We start from the raw sequence: 23,080 nt of genomic DNA on the forward strand, positions 1-23,080 counted from the left end.
CCGGCATAGCGATCTTTACTTGCGGAACATGTTGCGGGCGATGATGTTGATGCCCAGCACCAGCAGCGTAATCAGGGTGGCGCCGGCCCAGGCCAGGTTGTTCCAGTCCTTGAAGGGGCTGGCGGCGTACTGGTAGATCACGACCGGCAGGTTGGCCATCGGGCCGTTCATGTTCAAGGACATGAACTGGTTCGACAGCGCGGTGAACAGCAGCGGCGCGGTTTCACCCGAGATGCGGGCGATGGCCAGCAGCACGCCGGTGATGATGCCGGTCTTGGCGGCGCGATAGCACACCATGGTGATCATGCGCCACTTGGGGCAGCCCAGCGCGGCAGCGGCTTCGCGCAGGCTGTTGGGCACCAGCAGCAGCATGTTGTCGGTGGTGCGCACCACCACCGGAATCACCAGGATGGACAGCGCGATGGCGCCGGCCCAGCCCGAGTAGTGCCCCACCTGGGCCACGTACACGGCGTAGATGAACAGGCCGATGATGATGGACGGGGCCGACAGCAGCACGTCGTTCAGGAAGCGCGTGGCCGGCGCCAGCCAGCCGCGCTGGCCGTATTCGGCCAGGTAGGTGCCGGCCAGGATGCCGACGGGCGTGCCGATGAGCGTGCCCACGCCAGCCATCATCACGCTGCCGAAGATGGCGTTGATGAGACCGCCGGTCTGCCCGGGCGGCGGCGTGATCTCGGTGAAGAGCGTGTACGACAGCGCGGGCGCGCCCTTCATCAACAGCGTCAGAATGATCCAGAACAGCCAGAACAGCCCGAACACCAGGGTGCCCAGCGACACGGTCAGCATGATGCGGTTGACTACGCGGCGCCGGCGATAGGTGCCGTTCTGCATATTGAGTACGGATACAGCCATGATCTTTTCCTTGTGCTCGCGGCGCGTCAGGTTTTCTTGCCTTCACTGGCGGACAAGCGAACCAGCAGCATCTTGGCCAGCGCGAGCACGATGGTCGTGATCAGGAACAGGATCAGGCCCAGTTCCAGCAGCGCCGACTTCTGTATGCCGCCCGCTTCATTGAATTCGTTGGCCAGCGCCGAAGCGATCGAGTTGCCCGGCGAGAACAGCGAACCGGACCACTTGAAGGCGTTGCCGATGACGAAGGTCACCGCCATGGTTTCGCCAAGCGCGCGGCCCAGGCCCAGCATGATGCCGCCGATGACGCCCGACTTGGTGTAGGGCAGCACCACGCGCCACATCACTTCCCAGGTCGTGCTGCCCAGGCCGTAGGCGGATTCCTTGAGCATCGCCGGCACCAGTTCGAACACGTCGCGCATCACCGCGGCGATGAACGGGATGATCATGATCGAGAGGATCAGGCCGGCCGTGAAGATGCCGATGCCGAAGGGCGGCCCCGCGAAGATGCCGCCGATCACGGGCAGGCTGCCCAATGTGGCGATCATGAAGGGCTGCACATACTGCTGGAACACGGGGACGAAGACGAACAGGCCCCACATGCCGTAGATGATGGACGGAATCGCCGCCAGCATTTCGACCGCTGTGCCCAGGGGGCGGCGCAGCCAGGTGGGCGACAGTTCGGTCAGGAAGATGGCGATGCCGAAGGACACGGGCACGGCGATGATCAGGGCGATGGCCGAGGTCAGCAGCGTACCGATGATGGGCACCACGGCGCCGTAGTTCGAATTGACCGGATCCCAGTCGTTGAGCCAGAGGAACGACAGGCCATACTTGGCCAGCGATTCGCGGCTGCCGTAGATCAGGGAAACAAGAATCGCCGCCAGCAGGATGAACACCAGGAAGGCGAACAGGCGGGTCAGGTTCTTGAATAGCGCATCCATCAGCGCGTTTTTGTTTTGCTTCATAGGCGAAGGCGTGCCGGTAGTCACGGAGTCCGCCACGCTGGGCGAAAGCGGCACACTATTATCCATTACCGCGCTCATGGATGGACTTTCCTTAGGAAACCAGGGGAGAAACTTCGAAGGTCTTGCGGCGGACCGCCGCCAGCATCCCGTATCCGGAACGCCAGCGGCGGCCGCTGTGGATTGCGCGCGATGGAGATTGGCATTGTCAGCCGGCCTCCCTCGCGCTCAAGCCTTTATTGCCAGACGGCCTTGCCGTCGGCGGCCTTGACTTCGCCCCAGGCGGCGCGGATTTCCTTGGTCACGGCTTCCGGCAGCGGCACGTAGTCCATGGCTTCAGCCGACTTGGCGCCGTTCTTGAAGGCCCAGTCGAAGAATTCCAGCACGGCCTTGCCCTGCGCCGGCTTGTCTTGCGACTTGTGGACCAGGATGAAGGTGGCGGCGGTGACGGGCCAGGAATCGGCGCCCGGCTCGTCGGTCAGGACCACGCCCATGCCCGGCGCGCTCTTCCAGTCGGCGTTGGCGGCCGCGGCTGCGAACGCCTTCTGTTCCGGCTGGACGAACTTGCCGTCCTTGTTCTGCAGTTGCGTCCAGGCCAGCTTGTTCTGCTTGGCGTAGGCGTATTCCACGTAGCCGATCGAGTTCTTCAGCTGGCCGACGTAGGCGGCGACGCCTTCGTTGCCCTTGCCGCCCTGACCCACGGGCCACTTGACGGCCTTGCCTTCGCCCACGGTCGACTTCCAGTCCGGCGACACCTTGGACAGGTAGTTGGTCCAGCCGAAGGTGGTGCCCGAGCCGTCCGAGCGGTGCACGACGATGATGTCGGCGGCCGGCAGCTTCAGGTCGGGGTTCAGCGCCTTGATGGCAGCGTCGTCCCACTTCTTGATCTTGCCCAGGAAGATATCGGCCAGGACCTTGCCCGACAGCTTCAGCTTGCCGGGTTCGACGCCGTCGATGTTCACCACGGCAACCGTGCCGCCGATGACGGCCGGGAATTGCAGCAGGCCGTTCTTTTCCAGATCGGCAGCCTTCATGGGATCGTCCGAAGCGCCGAAATCGACGGTCTTGGCGATGATTTGTTGCTGACCGCCGCCCGAACCGATGGACTGGTAGTTGACGGCGCTATTGGTGGCGGCCTTGTAGTCGGAGGCCCACTTGGCGTAGATCGGGTACGGGAACGAAGCGCCGGCGCCGGTCACGTCGGCGGCCTGGACGGCAAATACGGCGGCGCTCAGCGCGACGCCCAGGGAAACTTGTTTGAAGACACGTTTGAACATCAGGGTTCCTTCTGTGCTCGTTGGAGGAGTCTGGCAGGCTTGGAAAACTGCCTGTCTTTCAGCGACCCTCGAATAATAGAAGTCCCACATGACAGGATAGTGACAGTCATGATCCCCCCGAGGCGCTGCGCGCCTCCCTCCCAGGGGGCGCCGGTGGCGGACCGGCGCGGAGCCGGATCCGCGCGGCCTGGATCTGGGGAGGATTTGCCTCGAACACCGCCATCCCAAAAAGGGGACGTAACATATGGGAGGCCTTGCTTCGAAAACCGCCCCGGTCGGGGCGGCTGGCGTTACACGCCCAGCTTCTGCATCAGGTACTGGTGCACGTTGAAGGGCTCGCGACGGCTCTTGACGCGGGTGTAGTCGCCGTCGGGCAGTTGCTGCCAGGCCAGCTGGTTGTCGCGCAGGGCGTAGGTGAAGGCTTCGTCGATGACGCGCTTCTTCAGGGTCTTGTCGTAGATCGGGAAAGCGATCTCTACCCGGCGGAAGAAGTTGCGGTCCATCCAGTCGGCCGACGACAGGTACACGGTTTCTTCGCCCTCGGCGTAGAAGTAGAAGACCCGCGAATGCTCCAGGAAGCGGCCGACGATGGAACGCACCCGGATGTTCTCCGACAGCCCCGGCACGCCGGCGCGCAATGCGCATACGCCGCGCACGATCAGGTCGATCTTCACGCCGGCCTGACCGGCCTTGTAAAGCTCTTCGATGATCTGTTCTTCCAAGAGCGAGTTCATCTTGGCCATGATGCGCGAACGCTTGCCGGCCTTGGCCGCGCGGGCCTCGGCGCGGATCAGCGCCACCATGCCGTCGTGCATGGTGAAGGGTGACTGCATCAGCGCCTTGAGCGAACGGCGCGCGCCCAGCCCGGTCAGCTGCGCGAACACCTTGTCCATGTCCTCGCACAGCTTCGGATCCGCGGTCAGCAGGCCGAAGTCGGTGTACAGGCGCGCCGTGCGCGGATGATAGTTGCCGGTGCCCAGGTGAGCATAGCGGCGCAGCCGCCCTTTTTCGCGGCGCAACACCACGGCCATCTTGGCGTGCGTCTTGTGCGCCACCACGCCGTACACGACGTGCGCCCCCACCTCTTCCAGCTTGGAAGCCCAGTTGATGTTGGTCTGCTCGTCGAAGCGGGCCATCAGCTCCACCACCACCGTCACTTCCTTGCCGGCGCGCGCGGCGGCCAGCAGGATCTTCATCAGCTCGGAGTCCTCGCCGGTGCGGTAGATGGTCTGCTTGATCGCCATGACGTCCGGATCCAGCGCGGCGGCGGTCAGGAAGTCGATGACGGGTTGGAACGACTGGTAGGGATGGTGCAGCAGGCGGTCCTGCTCGGCCACGGCCTCGAACAGTTCGGCCGGCTTGTCGCCCACGCGGTCGAACGGCGCCGGCACGGGCGCGCGGTAATCCGGGAACAACAGATCCGGGCGCGAATCCGAGTTGCACAGCTGCATCAGGCGCGACAGGTTCACCGGCCCCGGCACGCGGTACGTGTCCTCGGCCTTGAGCGAGAACTCGCGCTGCAGGAAGTGTTCCAGTTCGACCGGCGTCAGCTTGTCGATCTCCAGGCGCACGGCGGCGCCGAAGTTGCGCTGCGACAATTCACCCTGCAAGGCGTGGCGCAGGTTGGTGACTTCTTCCTCGTCCACGAACAGGTCGCTGTTGCGCGTGACCCGCCACTGATAGCAGCCCAGCATTTCCAGGCCCGGGAAGAGCTCGCCGACAAAGGCGCGCAGCAGCGAGGTCAGCAGGATGTAGCCCTCGGGCTGGCCCGACAGCTCCTGCGGCATCTTGATCAGCCGCGGCAAGGCGCGCGGCGCCTGCACCACGGCGATCGAGGCCTGCCGGCCAAAGGCGTCGGCGCCCGACAGCGACACGATGAAATTCAGGCTCTTATTGTAGACCCGCGGAAACGGATGCGCCGGATCCAGTCCGATCGGGGTCAGCAGCGGCATCACGTCGCGATTGAAGACATCGCGCGCCCATTCCTGCTGTTGCGGATTCCATTCGGACGCGTGGTGCAACGAAATGCCCTCGGCGTGCATGGCCGGCAGGATCTCGTCGTTGAGCAGGTTGTACTGGCGGTTGACCAGTTCGTGCACCGCCTGCTGCACATTGTCGAACGCCTGGTCGGGCGTCATGCCGTCGGGCCCCACCAGATTCGGCGACTGGCGCTGCTGCTCCTTCAGGCTGGAAATCCGGATCTCGAAGAACTCATCCAGGTTGGAACTGACGATGCAGACGTAGCGCAGGCGTTCCAGCAAGGGAGTCTTGGGATTCTCCGCCATCGCCAGCACGCGTTCGTTGAATTTCAGCAGCGACAACTCGCGGTTCAGAAGCAAAGGCTCGGCAGGAGGGCGTGAGGGCATACCGGATTCCATACGTAGGGAGAGCGTGGAGTTTTACTGCAAAAAAGTGACGGTTCCATGACACAGCAGCAAATACGTAGCGTACGCCAAAACCGGGACGCATAGCAGGCGGATCAGATGCCGCAAACCCCTGTTCCATAAGAAAAAAAACGTGGGCGGGGGCGCTGTCACATGGGATCTCTATAATCGGGCCACCTCTCAGACAATATTTACGAGCCGCATGGATCAACTTCTGGCCGCGGTGGACCTCGGGTCCAACAGCTTCCGCCTCTCCATCGGACGCATCGTTCAACAGGACGGTACGCCCCAGATCTATCAGATCGACCGCCTCAAGGAAACCGTCCGGCTTGCGGCCGGCCTGGACTCCGAAAAGAGGCTGGGCGACGAGGCCATCGACAGAGCCATCGCCGTGCTGGAGCGCTTCGGCGACCGCCTGCGCAGCTTCCATCCCAACCGGGTCCGCGCCGTCGCCACCAATACGTTCCGCGTCGCCCGAAACACCCGGGATTTCCTGCCGCGCGCCGAAGCCGCGCTGGGCTTTCCCATCGAAGTCATCGCCGGCCGCGAAGAGGCCCGCCTGATCTTCTCCGGCGTGGTTCACACCCTGCCCCCCTCGCCCAACAAGCGCCTGGTCATCGACATCGGCGGCGGCTCGACCGAAGTCATCATCGGCAAAGGGCACGAGCCCGGCCTGATGTCCTCGCTCTACATGGGCTGCGTCAGCTACAGCCGCCAGTTCTTCTCGGACGGCGTGGTGGACGCGCATCAGATGAAGCAGGCCGAACTGGCCGCGCGCCGCGAGATCGAAGTCATCGCCAAGCAGTACCGCAAGATGGGCTGGAAGGAAGCCTACGGCTCCTCCGGCACGGCCAAGGCGCTGTTCGCCATCCTGACCGAATGCCGCTTCTCGGACCGAGGCATCACGCGCGCCGGCCTGAACAAGCTGAAGGACCGCATCATCCGCTCGGGCCGCGTCATCCCATCCGAACTGCCCGGCATCAAGATCGAACGCTCGGACGTGCTGCCCGGCGGCCTGGCCATCATGAGCGCCCTGTTCGACGAGCTGGGCATCGACGTCATGCACACCGGCGATGGCGCCTTGCGCCTGGGCGTGCTGTACGACCTGCTGGGCCGCGATGACGAGCATGACAAGCGCGATGAATCGGTGCGCCAGTTCATGAAGCGCTACCACGTCGACGTCAACCAGGCGCGTCGCGTGCACCACGCTGCGCTGACGCTGTTCGACGCCATGTTCCCGGACGGTCCGGAACGCGCGGAGCTGCGCCCCGCGCTGGGCTGGGCGGCCGATCTGCACGAAGTGGGTCTGTCCATCGCCCACAACGCGTATCACAAGCACACCGCCTACGTGCTGGAAAACGCCGACATGCCCGGGTTCTCGCGCGCCGACCAGCAGTTGCTGGCGCTGCTTGCGCTCGGCCATCAGGGCAAGCTGACCAAGCTGGAACCGCTGGTGCGCTCGCGCCCGCAATGGAAGGCCATCCTCAGCCTGCGCCTGGCGGTGCTGCTGTTCCGCCGCCGCAATGAAATCGAACCGCTGCCGCTGACCGCGTCGGTGCGCGACAACTCGATCGTGGTGCGGGTCAACCGCGAATGGCTGGCGCAGCACCCACTGAGCGACTTCACGCTGCGCGCGGAAGAAGCCGAGTGGAACAAGGTGGGCTTTTCGTTCGAACTGCTGGAGTTCTGAGGAACCAGCCGGGCGGCGCGCTCGCGCCGCCCTGTTCCGGCCCCGCGCTGCGGGGCCGGTGCGCTAGAACGGCGACAGATCGGTTTCGCGATCCAGCCGTTTGAGCTCCATGCGCAAGGGCCTGGTGGCCCGCCGTATCAACCTGATCTTCATGCGGCGGAACAGGCGGCGCATGGGGGTCTCAGCGCTGGACAGCGGCGGTTGCGGGCTGATCCAGCCCGAAATGGCGGCGGTAGCGCTCGTCCATGCGGTCCATCTTCAGCAGGACCGGGAAATCCGCGGCGTTGAAATCGGGGTCCCAGGCGGGCTCGCCACAGACCTTGGCACCCAGCTTCAGGTAACCCTTGATCAGCGGCGGCACGCGCGCCGGCAAGGTGCTGTTGAGCTTTTCCACCGGATAGCGGTGCAGCGGCGTCACGCGCGGCTCATCGCCCTGCGGCAGCTGCTTGGAAATGGTGCGCCACACTTCAGCGGCGGTGACGCCGTCGTCGCGCAGGCTGACGCTGGCGCAGCCCAGTACGTACTGGTAGCCGCCCCGGCGCAGGTATTCGGCCAGGCCAGACCACAACAGCATGATCACGCCGCCGCTGCGGTAGTCGGGGTGGGTGCAAGAGCGGCCGACTTCGACCAGCTCGTCCTGGATGGAGCCCAGCCCGGACAGGTCGAACTCGGACTGCGAGTAATACCCGCCAGCCTCTCGCGCCTTTTCCGGCGTCAGGATCCGGTAGGTGCCGACTACGCGGCCCGTATCCAGCTCGCGGACCATCAGATGTTCGCAGAACGGATCGAAGCGATCATGCTCGATGCCGTCCTGGGCGTCGGGGAACACCGCGCCCATGTCCTCGGTGAAGACGTCGTAGCGCAGGCGTTGAATCTGCTCGATTTCTTCAGCGGTGCGCGCCAAGCCCACCACCAGCACCTTGGCGGCGGCGCCGGTCCAAGGTTCCGCGGCATTACGGCTCGGATTGATGCGTGCTAATTCCAGCATTGCGCGAAGCTCCTAGAGAGTCCAGCCAGTGTGGACGCCCTGTATGTCAAAGACTTGACCAATATGTTACGTGACTATGAAGTTTAGTCTGGAGCGAATAAATCAATCCTCCGCCCAAATCGACAAAACTTTACAAATCTATACAACCCTTGAACAAACAAAGGCCACCCGTCACGCGCCGGGTGGCCTTGCTCGAAATCGTAAGGCAGCGTTTATCCCAGGCTGGCCGCAAGCTTCTCGGCGCAGGAGACGGCCAGGGCTTCATCCTCGGCCTCGACCATGAGGCGCAGCTTCGGCTCGGTGCCCGAAGCGCGGATCAGGATGCGGCCGCGACCGTCCAGCTCGGCTTCGACGGCCTTGCGCGCCGCGCTCAAGCCGGCATGCGTCTTCCAGTCCTGGCCCGGGGTCAGCGGCACATTGATCATCTTCTGCGGATACATGCGCAGATCGCTCACCCACTCCGCCAGCCCGACCGAGTTGCGGCGCAGCGCAGTCAGGACCTGCAGCGCGGCGACGATGCCGTCGCCCGTCGAATGGCAGTCCAGGCACAGCAGATGGCCGGAGCTTTCGCCGCCATACAGCCAGCCGCGCGCCTGCATCTGCTCCAGCACGTAGCGGTCGCCGACATTGGCGCGCTCGAAGCCCACGCCCAGCCGCTGCATTTCGCGTTCGAAGCCGAAGTTGGTCATCAGCGTGCCGACCACGCCGTCCACCTTGCCGCGCTGCATGCGTTCGCGGACGATGGCGTACATGAGTTCGTCGCCGTTGTAGATGCGGCCTTCGCCATCGACCATCTGCAGGCGGTCGGCGTCGCCGTCCAGCGCGATGCCCAACTGGGCGCCGCGAGCGTGCACTTCCTTGGCCAGCAGCTCGGGATGCAGCGCGCCCACGCCCTTATTGATGTTGAAGCCATCCGGATTGACGCCGATGGCGTGCACTTCGGCGCCCAGTTCGCGGAACACGTGCGGCGCGATGTTGTAGGCGGCGCCATGGGCGGCGTCCACCACGATCGTCATGCCGTTCAGGTCCAGATCGTTGGGGAAGGTGCTCTTGCAGAACTCGATGTAGCGACCCTGCGCGTCGCCCATGCGGCGCGCGCGACCCAGCGCTTCCGAGGCGACGCAGCCCAGCGGCTCGTCCAGGGCGGTTTCGATGTCGGCCTCGATCTCGTCGGGCAGCTTCATGCCCTGCGCCGAGAAGAACTTGATGCCGTTGTCCTGGTACGGATTGTGCGAAGCGCTGATGACAATCCCCGCCACCAGTCGCAGCGCCCGGGTCAGGTAGGCCACCGCGGGGGTCGGAATCGGACCGGCCAGCAGCACGTCGATGCCTGCCGCCGACAGGCCGGCTTCCAACGCGGATTCCAGCATGTAGCCGGAGATCCGCGTGTCCTTGCCGATCACGACCTGCGGACGGCTGCCGCCGCGCACGGCGTGCTCACGCGCCAGGACGCGGCCGGCCGCGTAACCCAGACGCAGCGCGAATTCGGCGTTGATCACCGGACCGCCGACTTCGCCGCGGACACCGTCGGTACCGAAATATTTGCGTCGAATCATGAACTGAGTGCTCCTTGTTCTGCCGCGTGCCATACCTTGAGCGCGTCGACCGTGGCCGCCACATCGTGCACCCGCACGATGGAAGCGCCACGCGCCACGCAGGCAAGCGCTGCGGCGATGCTGCCGGGCAACCTGTCGCCCACGGGCCGGCCGGTAGCCTGGCCGATCATGGTTTTGCGCGAGAGGCCGATCAGCAATGGATAACCGGCGCTGCGCAGGCTGGACAGCCGGCGCAACAGTTGGAAATTCTGGTCGCCCGTCTTGCCGAAGCCGAAGCCCGGGTCCAGCACGATGCGGCGAGGATCGATCCAGGCCGCGCGCAGCTTGTGCGCGCGAGCCCCCAGGAAGAGTCCGATTTCACCGATCAAGTCGGTGTACTCGGGCGGGGCGGCCTGCATGGTGCGAGGTTCGCCCTTCATGTGCATCACGCAAAGCCCGCAGCGCGAATGCGCCACCGCCTCGACGGCGCCGGGCTGCCTGAAGCCGTAGATGTCGTTGATCATGTCCGCGCCGGCATCCAGCACGGCGCGCATGACTTCCGGCTTGAAGGTGTCGATGGACAGGGGCACGCCGCAATCGCGCAGCGCCTCCACCACCGGCAGCAGCCGAGCCAGTTCGTCGGCCACGGACACCGGATCGGCCCCGGGGCGCGTGGATTCGCCGCCCAGGTCCAGGATCTGGGCGCCTTCGGCGATCAATTGGCGCGCATGCGCCACTGCGGAATCCGTATCGTCATGCTGGCCGCCGTCGGAAAAGGAGTCCGGCGTGACGTTGACGATACCCATGACAAGCGGGCGCTCGAGATCAAACTCGAAGCGCCCGCAAAGGAAGTTATTTGCCATAACTCAGGATGAGCAGCCTCAGACAGCGGCAGCCGTATTGCCACCTGCCGCCAGGCCCGTGGGCGGCGTATCGGACGTATCCGACGGGCCCTGAGGCGTCTTCGGGGGACGCGGAGGACGGCCCTCGATGATGTCGTTGATCTGGTCGGCGTCGATGGTTTCCCATTCGAGCAGCGCGGAGGTCATGACTTCGACCTTGTCGCGGTTGTCTTCCAGGATCTTGCGCGCAACGCTGTACTGCTCGTCGATGATGCGGCGGATCTCGGTGTCCACCTTCTGCATGGTGGCTTCCGACATGTGCGTGGTCTTGGTGACGCTGCGGCCCAGGAACACTTCGCCTTCGTTCTCGGCATAGACCATCGGGCCCAGCTCGTCGGTCATGCCGTAGCGCGTGACGATGTCGCGGGCGATGGCGGTGGCGCGTTCGAAGTCGTTCGAGGCGCCCGTCGTCATCTGGTCCATGAAGATTTCTTCGGCGATGCGGCCGCCGAACAGCACGGCAATGGTGGACAGCAGACGACCCTTGTCCATGCTGTAGCGGTCGGTCTCAGGCAGCTGCATGGTCACGCCCAGCGCACGGCCGCGCGGGATGATGGTGACCTTGTGGACCGGATCGGTCTTGGGCAGCAGGCGGGCGACGATCGCGTGGCCGGACTCGTGGTACGCGGTGTTCTTGCGTTCCTCTTCGGGCATCACGATGGAGCGGCGTTCCGCTCCCATGATGATCTTGTCCTTGGCCTTTTCGAAGTCGGACATGTCGACCGTGCGGCCATTGCGGCGGGCGGCGAACAGCGCGGCTTCGTTGACCAGGTTGGCCAGATCGGCGCCCGAGAAGCCCGGGGTGCCGCGCGCCAGCACGGTCGCATCGACGTTGGGCGACAGCGGAACCTTGCGCATATGGACCTTCAGGATCTGCTCGCGGCCGCGGATATCGGGCAGCGGCACCACGACCTGGCGGTCGAAGCGGCCCGGGCGCAGCAGCGCGGGATCCAGCACGTCGGGACGGTTGGTCGCGGCGATGACGATGACGCCCTGGCCGGACTCGAAGCCGTCCATTTCCACCAGCATCTGGTTCAGCGTCTGTTCGCGTTCGTCGTTGCCGCCGCCCAGGCCGGCGCCACGCTGGCGGCCGACCGCATCGATTTCGTCGATGAAGATGATGCAGGGAGCGTGCTTCTTGGCGTTTTCGAACATGTCGCGCACGCGGGCCGCGCCCACGCCGACGAACATTTCAACGAAGTCGGAACCCGAGATGCTGAAGAACGGCACTTTGGCTTCGCCCGCGATGGCCTTGGCCAGCAGCGTCTTGCCGGTACCCGGCGAGCCGACCATCAGCACGCCGCGCGGAATGCGGCCGCCCAGCTTCTGGAACTTGCTGGGGTCGCGCAGGAAATCGACCAGTTCCTGGACGTCTTCCTTGGCTTCGTCGCAGCCGGCAACGTCGGCGAAGGTGATCTGGTTGGTGTTCTCGTCGAGCATGCGGGCGCGCGATTTGCCGAAGCTGAACGCTCCGCCCCTGCCGCCGCCCTGCATCTGGCGCATGAAGAACACCCAGACGCCGATCAGCAACAGCATGGGGAACCACGACACGAAGATGCTCATCAGCAACGACTGCTCTTCGCGCGGCTTGCCCGACACCTGGACGCCATACTTCAGCAGATCGGAGACCATCCAGAGGTCGCCCGGCGAAGTCAGCGTGTAGGCGCGGCCCGCGTCAGGGGTGACGTACAGCACGTCGCCCTGGACGTCGACCTTGCGGATACGTCCCGCCTTGGCGTCGTCCATGAACTGCGTGTAGGTCACGCCGTCCTGGGTCTGAGCGCGTCCGTCGAACTGTTTGAAGACGGTGAACAGCACGAGGGCTATCACCATCCAGACAGCGACTTTCGAAAATGAATTATTCAAGGTCGATCTCCTGCTTTCGATTCCGACCGGCGACCGCGCACCCGCATATGGCACAGTCACAAGTATGTCAATAGCTCATTCTACCCTGTCAGACCAGATTGCGTCCCGGGATGCCTGAGCCCCTCTGAGTTTTGTCTTATTCGCGAATTTTCTGGTCGTTGTCCCGGCAGGCTGTAGGTTTTTCGAATCCGAGGCGGCGCGCCCCGGACCCGGGCTACTTCAGATCGCGCGCAACCAGAAAGGTTTCGGAGGATTTGTCCCGCGATGCCTTCGGCTTGCGTTCGACCACCCGCTTGAAGCGCTGCTTGAAGGATTCCACGATCTGCGAAAAGCCGCTGCCGTGGAAAGCCTTGACGATCAGCGCCCCGTTGGGCTTGAGGTGGGCGCAGGAGAATTCCATCGCCAACTCGCACACATGCTGGATGCGCGCGGAGTCGGCAATACCCACCCCTGACAAGTTGGGGGCCATGTCGGAAATAACAAGGTCCACCGCGCGCGATCCGACCATGTCTTCCAATTGTTTCAAAACTTCATCTTCGCGGAAGTCGCCCTGGATGAATTCAACGCCCGCCACGGGTTCCATGGGCAGGATATCGAGCGCGATGATGCGTCCGTCCACGACCCCGCCCGGCCCCGCCAGGCGCTCGCGCGCCACTTGGGACCAGCTGCCGGGCGCCGAACCCAGGTCGACCACGAGGTCGCCCCGGCGCATCAGCTTCTCGGTATCCAGGATCTCGATCAGCTTGAAGGCGGCGCGGGCCCTGTAGCCCTTCTGTTGCGCCAGCTTCACATAGGGATCGTTGATGTGCTGGTGAATCCAGTCTTTAGAGAATTTATTCTTGGCCATTACCGTACAATTCCACGCATGCCTATATTAGAACTTACCTCTCGTGAGCGCAGCGACCTTCGGTCCGCCGCTCACCCTTTGCGCCCCGTCGTCCTGATTGGCGACAATGGCCTGACCGAAGCCGTGCTCAAGGAAATCGACCTGGCGCTGACTTCGCATGGCCTCATCAAGGTGCGCGCCGGCGGCGACGACCGCGAGGCCCGCGACGCAATGCTGTCGACCATCTGCGACACGCTTTCCTGCGCCCCGGTGCACCACCTGGGCAAGACGCTGATCCTGTTCCGCCCGCTGGCCGGCAACATCAAGCCCGCCGCGCTGGCCGCCATGGAACCCGAACGCCCTGCCAAGCGCCGCGCCTCTGAGCCGCACACGCCCAAGAAGCTGGCCGCCGAAGGCAAGACCCTGGCCAAGCGTCCGCGCCGCAGCGAATCCGAAGAGCCCAAGCCGAAGACGCGCTTCGTGCCCCAGGACCAGCTCAACAAGAACGGCAAGCCCATGCGCCCTGGCACCAGGAAGACCACCGCCAGCGGTCACGGCATTCCCCGCCGCGCCGGCAGCGCGCTCAGCCTGCGGGCCGGAGCACGCAGCGGCACCAGCCGCAAGTCGACGAAAAGGTAAGTGCAGGCACAAAAACGGGCGCTTTACGCGCCCGGTCCACCATAGCGATCCGCATTAAACCGCGGAATTCAGTCGAACGCACGGTTCGGACTATGGTGTTTTGACAACTTCCAGCTTACTACGTTGGCGTCAGATGTAGCGCACGCCCAGGACTTCATACTCGCGAACGCCAGCCGGGGCCTTGACCTCGACCACATCGCCTTCGCTTTTGCCGATCAACGCGCGCGCCACCGGGCTGGACACGGAAATCAGGTTCGACTTGATGTCGGCTTCAACGTCGCCGACGATTTGGTACGTCACACGATCGCCCGAGTCCAGGTCCTCGATGTCGACGGTGGCGCCAAACACGGCGCGGCCTTCGGCATCCAGGGCGGTAGGATCGATCAGGTGGGCGTTGGAAAGCGTGCCTTCAAGCTCGGCAATCCGGCCCTCGATAAAGCCTTGGCGCTCGCGAGCAGCGTCGTACTCGGCATTTTCCGACAGATCACCCTGCGCACGCGCTTCAGCGATCGCGTTGATAACGGCAGGACGTTCCACGGTTTTCAGCCGCTGGAGCTCTTCTTGCAAGCGCTCGGCCCCGCGCACGGTCAAAGGAATGGCAGACATGTCGTTTCCCAAACAAAAGTAGAAAACGCCCCGGACGGAGCGTTCTCGGTGAAGGTCGGAATCCTGGCGCGCGCAGGCAGCCGGGTAAAAGCAAAAACTGGCGAGCGGCGCGGACGACCAAAACAAAACCCCGGCTCGGGTCGGAACCGGGGCAATCAAGGTCATATTGTGGTCAAAGTCCACGGGAATTGCAAGCCGCCGGAGAAACCGCTGTTTTCGCCGCATTTCGCCGCTGTAACCCGCTAAAACCCGTCATTTTTTTCAGTTTTTCCTGATCCACCCGAAAGCCGGATGGGGCAGGCCGCAATCGCGCGCCATGGCGCAGGTGTGGCGTAAAAACTACTCTTCGATAGTTTTTTGCAACAGCCGATGCTTACCTCTCAAAAACGCCAGCAAAAACGGACTGAATCAGTATAAAACAACAAATTGTGTCATTCATGACAATTTAATACATTGAAATCACTGCCGATTGGCCGGGGCTGCTGATCGCAAGCACGTGCCAGGGGCAGGAGTCTTGTTTTTGCGGGTAGTTGCAGTGGAGGCGGACGCATCGCAGCCACCCGGCGCGACGTTCGCCATTCCGCCGCTCGGCGGGCGGCCTGGGCCGTTCCTTCGCGCGGCGGATCGCGTTCAAGAACGAGGAGCTCTCATGCTGGAAAAATTGAAAGTCCGTACTGGAATGCTGTTGGTGCTGGGCTGCTTCGTCGTCGCCCTGGCGCTGGCTTGCGGCTTGAGCTGGATGAACGCCGAAAAAAGCGTGACCGAGATCAAGGACCTGAACAATGTCGCGGTCCATCAGGTCGACCCGCTCTACGAAGCCAACGCCGCCCTGCTGCGCGCGCGACTGGCGCTCGGCGCGGGCATGGCTGCCATGCAGGCCGGCGGCATGGACCAGGCCGGGCTGGCCGGGGACGAAGCCGCCAGCCATCTGAAGCAGGCGCGCGAGCGCTTCGCCCGCTACATGGCCGTCCCCAAGAGTCCTCGCGGTCAGGAGCTGGCCCAGACGCTGCAGGGACGCTTCACCGAGTACGCCGCCATCCTGGACACACTGGAATCCGACCTCAAGGCACGCTCGCCTGCCAAGTACCGCCAGGACGAGGGACGGCTGCCCCAGGCAGACGCCTACTTCATGAAAGACATGCAAGCCTTCCTGGCCCGGGTCCAGGAGCGCAGCGACGGCGTGCTGGCAAGCTCGGAGCAAACCTACTCCACCGCCCGGATCTCGGCGGTCGCGCTGATATCCGCCGCCCTGCTGCTGACGGCATTGTGCTGGACCTTCATCCGGCGCGCCGTGCTGCGTCCGCTGCAGGAGGCTGGCAGGCATTTTGACCGCATCGCGGCCGGCGACCTGACGAACCGCGTGGAAACCCGCTCCAACAATGAGATCGGCGTCCTGTTCGCTTCGCTCAAACGCATGCAGGAGGGCCTCACCCGCACGGTGACGTCCGTGCGCCAGGGCGTGGATGAGATCAATGTGGGCGCGGCGGAAATCGCTGCCGGCAACTCCAACCTGTCAGTGCGTACCGAAGAACAGGCCGCGGCGCTCGAAGAAACCGCATCCACCATGGAAGAGCTGGCGGTGACCGTCAAGCAGAATGCGGAAAACGCCGCCCAGGCCAATCAGTTGGCCGCGGTCAGCATGGACGTGGCGCAGCGCGGCGGCCAGAACGTGGAGCAGGTGGTGGCCACGATGCACGGCATCTCGGACAGTTCGCGGCGGATCGCGGACATCGTGTCCGTGATCGATGGCATCGCCTTCCAGACCAACATCCTGGCGCTGAATGCCGCGGTGGAAGCCGCGCGCGCCGGCGAACAGGGCAAGGGCTTTGCCGTGGTCGCGGGCGAAGTCCGCACCCTGGCCCAGCGCGCGGCGCAGGCCGCCAAGGAGATCAAGACGCTGATTGAAGCTTCGGTGGACACGGTCGCCGCCGGTTCGGCCCAGGTCGCCGCAGCCGGGCAGACCATGCAGGAAATTGTGGATTCCGTGCAGCGGGTGGCGGCGATCATGGCCGAGATCTCGGCCGCTTCGACGCAGCAAGCCGGCGGCATAGACCAGGTCAGCCTGGCAATTTCGCAAATGGACGAGGTGACCCAGCAGAACGCCGCGCTGGTCGAGGAAGCGTCAGCGGCGGCAGCCGCGATGGAGGAACAGGCGCGGCGCCTGGCGGAAGCCACCGCGGTATTCAAGACGCAATCCGGACAGGTGATCGAGGCGGTGCCGGTGGCCGTGACCGCCACGGCCTCTGCCACGAGGCTGTCGGGCACGTAGGCGCGCTGGCCGGCCACGCGCGCGACGCCGGGTCCGCGCGTGGTCGCGCCGCTTACTTCCTGCGGCGCAGCAAGGCGTACAGGATGATGGCGCCGAAGGTGGCGGTGCCGATGCCACCCAGCGTGAAGTTACCCAACTTGACCGTGAAGTCGCCCGCGCCCAGCACCAGCGTGACCGCAGCCACGATGAGGTTGCGGTTGTCGCTGAAGTCCACTTGGTTGACCACCCAGATACGGGCGCCGGCAATGGCGATCAGGCCGAACACCACCACCGACATGCCGCCCAGCACGGGCCCCGGGATCATCTGGATCAGCGCGCCGAACTTGGGCGAGAAGCCCAGCACGATGGCGATCAGGGCGGCGACCACGAACACCAGGGTGGAATAGATGCGCGTGACCGCCATCACCCCGATGTTCTCGGCGTAGGTGGTGACGCCCGTGCCGCCCACGGCGCCGGACACCATGGTGGCGACCCCGTCGCCGACGAAGGCGCGGCCCAGATAGCGGTCCAGGTCCTGTCCGGTCATGGCGCTGACGGCCTTCACGTGGCCCAGGTTCTCGGCCACCAGGATGATGGCGACAGGCACGATCAGGCCCATGGCCTCGGCCTTGAACACCGGCGCGGCGAAATGCGGCAAGCCGAACCAGGCCGCACCGGCCACGCCCGAAAAGTCGATGGGCTTGCCCAGCCCCATGCCGTTGGCCAGGATGCCGTACACCACGCAGGCCAGGATCATGCCGACCAGGATCAGCAGGCGCTGCACCATGCCCCTGGTGAACACGGCGATGCCGCCCACGCAGAGGATGGTGACCATGGACATCACGCTGTCGAAACCGGATGCGCCCATCGCGCCCTTGGCGGCGATCGGGGCCAGGTTCAGGCCAATGACCGCAACCACCGCGCCCGTGACGACGGGCGGCATCAGGGTGTCGATCCAGTTCGCGCCGCCGCCGGCGCGCGCGTTGACGAACCAGACGATCAGGCCGATCAGCGTGTAGGCCAGGCCGCAGGCGATGATGGCGCCCAGCGCGACGCCGATATTGGCGTTCGCCCCGCCGCCGGCATAGCCGGTCACCGCGATCACGCCGCCGATGAAGGCGAAGCTGGAACCCAGGTAGCTGGGAACGCGTCCGCCCACGAACAGGAAGAAGATCAGCGTGCCGATGCCTGACATCAGGATGGCAACGTTCGGGTCAAAGCCCATGAGCAGCGGCGCCAGCACGGTGGAGCCGAACATGGCAACCACGTGCTGGGCGCCCATGGCCACGTTCTTGGGCCAGGACAGCCTTTCGTCGGGCGCGATGATGACGCCGGGCTCGGCGTCGTCCGCCAGGCGCCAGCGCGGAAAGTAGGAATTGGACATGGATATCCCAAAGTAGGTGTTGGGTGTGAGCGGGCGCCAGTGTAAAGGGGGCCGCAAACAGGGGGCAATGCTTAAGTTCACCGTCAGAATGCCGTACTAGTGAAAACCCCGAAATCCTCATAGGCGGCAGGAGCAATCATGGCGATCGATCCCATCAGCGGCAGTTCCCGAATCAACAGCCTGGCCGACCTCTGGGCCCAGAAGATCCAGGCCAACAAGGAAGCCAAGAGCGCCTCGGACGCGGAAGCGAGCACGGTGTCCGCGGACGGCAAGATCCGCGTCAACAACCCAGGCGGCCTGAAAATGGGCAACGTGCAGGAAGCCAAGGAAACCGAAGACTCCAGCAACGACGACGCCTACACACGCCAGATCAAGGAATTGCAGAAGCAGCTCAAGCGCGTGATGGACCAGATCGCCAAGGTCAAGGCCAGCAGCATGCCGGCCGAAATGAAGGCCCAGCAACTGATGGCGCTCAACGCCCAGGCGATGCAGATCCAGCAGCAGATCACCGCAGTGATGGACAAGCAGGCCCGGGCCATGCAAGGCGGCATATCCGCCACGGCCTAGCGGGCAAGGCTCGGCGCCCCGCCCAGCCGGGGCGCCCGCATTGATGGCGCGCATCAAAATTTGTGATTGGACGCTGCCCAGGCCGGCCAGTACTGTCTCCGGACAAATCTAAAACTACGGAGACAAACCATGCATGCAATGCGCACAGCCCTTGCAGGTGCGGTGCTGGCCGTTTGCGCGGCCCCTGCCCTGGCAGGCACCGTCACGGTGATCACGTCGTTCCCCAAAGACCTCACCCAGGCCTACAAGACGGCCTTCGAAAAGGCCAATCCCGGCATCACGCTGGAAGTCCTGAACAAGAACACGGTATCGGGCATCGCCTATGTGCGCGAAACGCCCGCCGGCCAGCGCCCCGAGGTGTTCTGGGCCAGCGCGCCCGACGCCTTCGAAGTGCTGGGCCGCGACAAACTGCTGGCAAGTTCCACCGACGTCGCCAACAAGCAGGTGCCTGACAAGATCGGCAACTATCCCATCAACGATCCGGGCGGCATGTATTTGGGCCAGGCCCTGGCCGGCTACGGCATCATCTACAACACCCGCTACATCGCGGCGCACAAGATCCCTGCGCCGGTGGAATGGAAGGACCTGCTGTCGCCGCAGTGGTTCGGCCATGTCGGGATCACCTCGCCGTCGCGCTCGGGCACCATGCACCTGACGGTGGAAACCATCCTCCAGGGCGAAGGCTGGGACGAAGGTTGGAGCACCTTGCTGCGCATGTCGGGCAACAGCAGCGCCGTGACCGAGCGTTCGTTCGGCGTACCCGACGGCGTGAACAACGGCCAGTTCGGCGCCGGCCCGGTGATCGACTTCTTCGGCCTGTCCAGCAAGTATTCCAAGTTCCCGGTCGAATTCGTCTACCCCTCCGAAACCGCCATCGTGCCGGCCAACATCGCGCTGATCGCCGGCGCGAAGAACTCTGAGGAAGGCAAGAAGTTCATCGCCTTCACCCTCAGCCAGGCCGGGCAAGAACTGCTGCTGGAGCCCAAGATCTCGCGCCTGCCAGTGCTGCCCTACACGGCGCTGGCCGGCAAGATTCCCCAGGGCTACCCCGACCCCGCTGAAATCGCCAAGCGCAGCAAGGTGCAATTCAACGCCGACCTGTCGCAGTCGCGCTATTACGTGGTGCAGTCACTGTATGACCAGACGGTCACGTTCCGCCTGAAGGAACTGCAGGCCGCCACCAAGGCCATCTACGACGCCGAAGCCAAGCTGGGCGACAAGGCCAAGAGCGGCAAGGCTGCCGAACTGCTGGCGCAGGCCCGCAAGCTGACCTGGGCGCCGCTGATCGACGGAAAGAAGGCCGCCGACCCGGCCTTCCTGGCGATCTTCGCCGGCAACAAGAAGGACGCCGCCGTGAACCAGCAGATCACTCAGCTGGAAGGCGAATGGAACGGCCGTTCCAAGGCGAACTACGAAGAAGCCGTGAAGCTCGCCAAGCAGGCCGCCGCGCTCTAGGCCGCCACACCCGCAGGACGCGCAGTGGACGGGCCGGTCCCGTCCGCTGCCGCGGTTTTCCCCTGGCAACGATTTCGGGAATCTCGATGAATTCTTCGGGCCACTCGCGCCTGCCCGTCGGCCCCCTGCTGACGGCGCTACTGGTGTTCGGTTTTCTGCTGCTGTTCCTGGCCGTGCCGGTGGGCACGGTGTTCTACAGCGCATTCGTGAACGCCGACGGCAGCTTCACCATGGGCCACTTCGGCGCCTTCTTCAACCAGCCGCTGATGAAGGAAGCCTTCTTCAACAGCCTGTACGTGGCGGGCTGGTCGGCGCTGCTGGCGTCCCTGATCGCCGTGCCGCTGGCGTACTTCACGGTGCGCTTCGATTTCCGCGGCGCGCTGCTGATCCAGACGCTGGGCGTGCTGCCGCTGATCATGCCGCCCTTCGTGGGCGCGGTCGCGATGCAGCTGATCTTCGGCCGCTCGGGCAGCGTGAACCTGCTGCTCAATGACTGGTTCGGCTTCACCATTCCGTTCATGGAAGGCCTGAACGGCGTCATCTTCGTGGAAGCGCTGCACTACTTCCCCTTCATCCTGATGAACCTGGTGGTGGCGCTGCGCAACATCGACGGCGCCATGGAAGAAGCGGCCTTCAACCTGGGTTCGCGGGGCTTTCGCCTGTTCCGCCGCGTGATCTTCCCGCTGGCCCTGCCCGGCTACGTGGCTGGCGCCTCGCTGGTGTTCGTCAAGGTGTTCGACGACCTGGGCACGCCGCTGGTGCTGGGCACCACCAACATGCTGGCGCCGCAAGCCTATCTGCGCATCACGCAGGTGGGCCTGGAGGACCCGTTGGGCTATGTGATCAGCGTGATCATGGTGGGCTTCTCGATCCTGGCGTTGTGGCTGTCGGCACGGGTCCTCAAGGGCCGCGATTACTCCACCCTGCAGAAGGGCGGCGGCTCCATCCAGAAGCGCAAACTGCGCCCGATGGAGAGCGTGCTGGCCTATGGCTGGATCATCCTGGTGCTGCTGCTGGTACTGTCGCCGCACATGGGCGTATTGCTGCTGTCACTGGCCAGCGTCTGGAGCTTTGCGCCGCTACCTGACGGCTACACGCTGGCGCATTACGCCGCGGTGTTCTCCGAATCGCAAGGCATGATCGCCAACACCCTGCTCTATTGCGGCCTGGCCGCGGGCGTGGACGTGATCCTGGGGACTGCCATTGCCTACCTGATGCTCCGCACCCGCTTGCCGGCGCGCCAGTGGCTGGACTTCCTGGCTTCCGCGGCGCTGGCGATTCCAGGCATCGTGCTGGCCATCGGCTTTCTACGCACCTTCCGCGGCATCGAGCTGCCCGGCACGGGCACGCTGCTGACCTCGTCGTGGATCATCATCATGATCGCGTACTCGGTGCGCCGGCTGCCCTACGCCCTGCGTTCCTGCGTGGCCTCGCTGCAGCAGATCAACATCTCGCTGGAAGAGGCGGCGCAATCGCTGGGCGCGACGCGCATGAGCACCATACGGCGCGTGGTGGTGCCGCTCATGGCGGGCGGCATGCTGGCGGGCTTCGTGACCAGCTTCGTGACGGCGGCCGTGGAACTGTCGGCCACCATCATGCTGGTGACCAAGGATAGCCAGGCGCCCATGAGCTACGGCATCTATCTGTACATGCAGAGCGCAGCGGGGCGGGGTCCCGGCGCCGCGCTCGGCGTCCTGGCGGTGGCCGCGGTGGCCATCGGCACGTATGTCTCGCACCTGCTGGTGGAGCGCGCCCAGTCGCGCCAGCGGCCGGCTCGCAATGAAGGGGAATCCGCATGAAGAAAGTCAGCGTCGAATGCCGCAACATCCGGCTGTCCTATGGCAAGACGGAAGTGCTCAAGGACGTCAACATCAGCATCGAACCCGGCGAGTTCTTCGCGCTGCTGGGCCCCTCGGGGTCGGGCAAGTCCACGCTGCTGCGGCTGATCGCCGGCTTCAACCGGCACAGCGCCGGGCAGTTGCTGGTGGACGGCAAGGACATCAGCGGCACGCCGCCCTGGAACCGCAACATCGGCATGGTGTTCCAGAACTATGCGCTGTGGCCGCACATGACGGTCTGGGACAACGTGGCCTTCGGCCTGGTCGAACGCAAGCTGCCGCGCGCCGAGATCCATGCCAAGGTGGAGGCCGCGCTGGACCTCGTCGGCCTGTCCCAGTATGGCAAGCGCCGCCCCAACCAGCTTTCCGGCGGGCAGCAGCAGCGCGTGGCCCTGGCGCGCACCATCGTGATCGAGCCGCAGGTGCTGCTGCTGGACGAGCCTCTGTCCAACCTGGACAAGAAGCTGCGTGTGCAGATGCGCCAGGACCTGCTCAGCCTGCAGCGCCGGCTTGGCATCACCACCATCTTCGTCACCCACGACCAGGAAGAGGCCATGACCACCGCCGACCGCATGGCGGTGCTGGACCATGGCGTGGTCCAGCAGATCGGCGCGCCCAGCACCTTGTTCGACTATCCGGTGAACCGTTTCGTCGCCAACTTCGTGGGCACGATGAACGTGCTGGAAGGCGACGTGCGCGAACGCACCAGCGGCAGCGTGGTGCTGGCGGTGGAAGGCGTGGGCGACCTGCACCTGCCGCTCACGGGCGAAGCGCCCGCCGCTACCCGGCTGGCGGCCAGCTTCCGCCCGCACACGGTACAGATCGAAATGGCGGACGGGCTGGGCGACGCGCGCTATGTGTGGCTGCCGGGCATCGTGGAAAGCAGCGAGTTCCTGGGCGAGTTCACCCGCTATCAGGTGCAGATCGGCGAGCGGCGGCTGACGGCGGACCAATCGCATCTGGCCGGGCTGTCGCCCTTCCCCATCGGCGCTCCGGTTTCCATCGGTCTCGAACCTACCCAAGTGCGGCTCCTGGCGGCCTAA

At 64.6% G+C, this 23,080-nt stretch carries 18 protein-coding genes; 7 read left to right on the top strand and 11 right to left on the bottom strand.

Going from position 1 to position 23,080, the window contains the following annotated elements:
• Window positions 1–15: 15 nt before the first annotated feature.
• From pstA to ppk1, 4 genes are all read right to left on the bottom strand, one after another.
• Window positions 16–870, bottom strand: a complete 855-nt coding sequence (gene pstA, locus HV793_RS28950) for a phosphate ABC transporter permease PstA (RefSeq protein WP_082400756.1) — start codon at window positions 868–870, stop codon at window positions 16–18.
• Window positions 871–896: 26 nt separating this feature from the next.
• Complete coding sequence (gene pstC / locus HV793_RS28955) at window positions 897–1,913, bottom strand: phosphate ABC transporter permease subunit PstC (RefSeq protein WP_054451356.1); 1,017 nt, start codon at window positions 1,911–1,913, stop codon at window positions 897–899.
• Between the two features lie 155 nt (window positions 1,914–2,068).
• Window positions 2,069–3,109, bottom strand: a complete 1,041-nt coding sequence (pstS, locus tag HV793_RS28960; RefSeq protein ID WP_054451357.1) for a phosphate ABC transporter substrate-binding protein PstS — start codon at window positions 3,107–3,109, stop codon at window positions 2,069–2,071.
• Window positions 3,110–3,399: 290 nt separating this feature from the next.
• Entirely contained in the window at window positions 3,400–5,475 is a 2,076-nt protein-coding gene (gene ppk1, locus HV793_RS28965; RefSeq protein WP_054451358.1) for a polyphosphate kinase 1, read from the bottom strand.
• Between the two features lie 220 nt (window positions 5,476–5,695).
• On the opposite strand from ppk1, the gene ppx reads away from it, so the two are divergent.
• Window positions 5,696–7,183, top strand: a complete 1,488-nt coding sequence (gene ppx / locus HV793_RS28970) for an exopolyphosphatase (protein ID WP_054451359.1) — start codon at window positions 5,696–5,698, stop codon at window positions 7,181–7,183.
• Between the two features lie 181 nt (window positions 7,184–7,364).
• Here ppx and HV793_RS28975 read toward each other — a convergent pair whose 3' ends face one another.
• From HV793_RS28975 to HV793_RS28995, 5 genes are all read right to left on the bottom strand, one after another.
• Window positions 7,365–8,171: a GNAT family N-acetyltransferase gene (locus tag HV793_RS28975; protein WP_054451360.1), complete on the bottom strand. Its 807-nt coding sequence runs from the start codon at window positions 8,169–8,171 to the stop codon at window positions 7,365–7,367.
• Window positions 8,172–8,383: 212 nt separating this feature from the next.
• Window positions 8,384–9,727, bottom strand: a complete 1,344-nt coding sequence (gene glmM, locus HV793_RS28980) for a phosphoglucosamine mutase (protein WP_119450615.1) — start codon at window positions 9,725–9,727, stop codon at window positions 8,384–8,386.
• Complete coding sequence (folP, locus tag HV793_RS28985) at window positions 9,724–10,569, bottom strand: dihydropteroate synthase (RefSeq protein ID WP_054451362.1); 846 nt, start codon at window positions 10,567–10,569, stop codon at window positions 9,724–9,726. The genes glmM and folP overlap by 4 nt, the downstream gene beginning before the upstream one ends.
• A gap of 18 nt (window positions 10,570–10,587) precedes the next feature.
• On the bottom strand, window positions 10,588–12,474 hold the full coding sequence (gene ftsH / locus HV793_RS28990) for an ATP-dependent zinc metalloprotease FtsH (protein WP_054451363.1): 1,887 nt from the start codon (window positions 12,472–12,474) through the stop codon (window positions 10,588–10,590).
• 214 nt (window positions 12,475–12,688) lie between these two features.
• A complete protein-coding gene (locus HV793_RS28995; RefSeq protein WP_054451364.1) occupies window positions 12,689–13,321 on the bottom strand; it encodes an RlmE family RNA methyltransferase in 633 nt (210 codons plus the stop codon).
• 18 nt (window positions 13,322–13,339) lie between these two features.
• On the opposite strand from HV793_RS28995, the gene HV793_RS29000 reads away from it, so the two are divergent.
• Window positions 13,340–13,939, top strand: a complete 600-nt coding sequence (locus HV793_RS29000; protein WP_054451365.1) for a YhbY family RNA-binding protein — start codon at window positions 13,340–13,342, stop codon at window positions 13,937–13,939.
• Between the two features lie 129 nt (window positions 13,940–14,068).
• Here HV793_RS29000 and greA read toward each other — a convergent pair whose 3' ends face one another.
• Window positions 14,069–14,545 carry a transcription elongation factor GreA gene (gene greA / locus HV793_RS29005; RefSeq protein ID WP_054451366.1) on the bottom strand — a complete coding sequence of 159 codons (477 nt, stop codon included), beginning with the start codon at window positions 14,543–14,545 and terminating at the stop codon, window positions 14,069–14,071.
• 649 nt (window positions 14,546–15,194) lie between these two features.
• On the opposite strand from greA, the gene HV793_RS29010 reads away from it, so the two are divergent.
• A complete protein-coding gene (locus HV793_RS29010; RefSeq protein ID WP_054451367.1) occupies window positions 15,195–16,814 on the top strand; it encodes a methyl-accepting chemotaxis protein in 1,620 nt (539 codons plus the stop codon).
• 52 nt (window positions 16,815–16,866) lie between these two features.
• On the opposite strand, the gene HV793_RS29015 is transcribed toward HV793_RS29010, so the two are convergent.
• Window positions 16,867–18,177, bottom strand: a complete 1,311-nt coding sequence (locus HV793_RS29015; protein ID WP_175214341.1) for a solute carrier family 23 protein — start codon at window positions 18,175–18,177, stop codon at window positions 16,867–16,869.
• A 138-nt stretch (window positions 18,178–18,315) separates the two neighbouring features.
• Here HV793_RS29015 and HV793_RS29020 point away from each other — a divergent pair, with 138 nt between their 5' ends.
• The 4 genes from HV793_RS29020 to HV793_RS29035 all read left to right on the top strand — a co-directional run bounded on the left by HV793_RS29020 (window position 18,316) and on the right by HV793_RS29035 (window position 23,080).
• Complete coding sequence (locus HV793_RS29020) at window positions 18,316–18,744, top strand: hypothetical protein (protein WP_054451369.1); 429 nt, start codon at window positions 18,316–18,318, stop codon at window positions 18,742–18,744.
• Between the two features lie 129 nt (window positions 18,745–18,873).
• Window positions 18,874–20,199: an ABC transporter substrate-binding protein gene (locus HV793_RS29025; RefSeq protein WP_054451370.1), complete on the top strand. Its 1,326-nt coding sequence runs from the start codon at window positions 18,874–18,876 to the stop codon at window positions 20,197–20,199.
• An 86-nt stretch (window positions 20,200–20,285) separates the two neighbouring features.
• A complete protein-coding gene (locus HV793_RS29030) occupies window positions 20,286–21,998 on the top strand; it encodes an ABC transporter permease (protein ID WP_054451371.1) in 1,713 nt (570 codons plus the stop codon).
• Entirely contained in the window at window positions 21,995–23,080 is a 1,086-nt protein-coding gene (locus HV793_RS29035; RefSeq protein ID WP_175214342.1) for an ABC transporter ATP-binding protein, read from the top strand. The genes HV793_RS29030 and HV793_RS29035 overlap by 4 nt, the downstream gene beginning before the upstream one ends.

Source organism: Achromobacter aegrifaciens, assembly GCF_902859965.1.
GTDB classification, from domain to species: domain Bacteria; phylum Pseudomonadota; class Gammaproteobacteria; order Burkholderiales; family Burkholderiaceae_B; genus Achromobacter; species Achromobacter aegrifaciens.

Excerpts from the sequence above, each read along its gene's own strand:
- ppx (WP_054451359.1), top strand. The coding sequence starts at position 5,696 with ATGGATCAACTTCTGGCCGCGGTGGACCTCGGGTCCAACAGCTTCCGC.
- greA (WP_054451366.1), bottom strand. The coding sequence starts at position 14,545 with ATGTCTGCCATTCCTTTGACCGTGCGCGGGGCCGAGCGCTTGCAAGAA.
- HV793_RS29000 (WP_054451365.1), top strand. The coding sequence starts at position 13,340 with ATGCCTATATTAGAACTTACCTCTCGTGAGCGCAGCGACCTTCGGTCC.
- folP (WP_054451362.1), bottom strand. The coding sequence starts at position 10,569 with ATGGCAAATAACTTCCTTTGCGGGCGCTTCGAGTTTGATCTCGAGCGC.
- HV793_RS29030 (WP_054451371.1), top strand. The coding sequence starts at position 20,286 with ATGAATTCTTCGGGCCACTCGCGCCTGCCCGTCGGCCCCCTGCTGACG.
- HV793_RS29025 (WP_054451370.1), top strand. The coding sequence starts at position 18,874 with ATGCATGCAATGCGCACAGCCCTTGCAGGTGCGGTGCTGGCCGTTTGC.
- HV793_RS29035 (WP_175214342.1), top strand. The coding sequence starts at position 21,995 with ATGAAGAAAGTCAGCGTCGAATGCCGCAACATCCGGCTGTCCTATGGC.
- pstA (WP_082400756.1), bottom strand. The coding sequence starts at position 870 with ATGGCTGTATCCGTACTCAATATGCAGAACGGCACCTATCGCCGGCGC.
- HV793_RS29015 (WP_175214341.1), bottom strand. The coding sequence starts at position 18,177 with ATGTCCAATTCCTACTTTCCGCGCTGGCGCCTGGCGGACGACGCCGAG.
- glmM (WP_119450615.1), bottom strand. The coding sequence starts at position 9,727 with ATGATTCGACGCAAATATTTCGGTACCGACGGTGTCCGCGGCGAAGTC.
- HV793_RS29010 (WP_054451367.1), top strand. The coding sequence starts at position 15,195 with ATGCTGGAAAAATTGAAAGTCCGTACTGGAATGCTGTTGGTGCTGGGC.
- HV793_RS28975 (WP_054451360.1), bottom strand. The coding sequence starts at position 8,171 with ATGCTGGAATTAGCACGCATCAATCCGAGCCGTAATGCCGCGGAACCT.
- HV793_RS29020 (WP_054451369.1), top strand. The coding sequence starts at position 18,316 with ATGGCGATCGATCCCATCAGCGGCAGTTCCCGAATCAACAGCCTGGCC.
- HV793_RS28995 (WP_054451364.1), bottom strand. The coding sequence starts at position 13,321 with ATGGCCAAGAATAAATTCTCTAAAGACTGGATTCACCAGCACATCAAC.
- ppk1 (WP_054451358.1), bottom strand. The coding sequence starts at position 5,475 with ATGCCCTCACGCCCTCCTGCCGAGCCTTTGCTTCTGAACCGCGAGTTG.
- pstC (WP_054451356.1), bottom strand. The coding sequence starts at position 1,913 with ATGAGCGCGGTAATGGATAATAGTGTGCCGCTTTCGCCCAGCGTGGCG.
- pstS (WP_054451357.1), bottom strand. The coding sequence starts at position 3,109 with ATGTTCAAACGTGTCTTCAAACAAGTTTCCCTGGGCGTCGCGCTGAGC.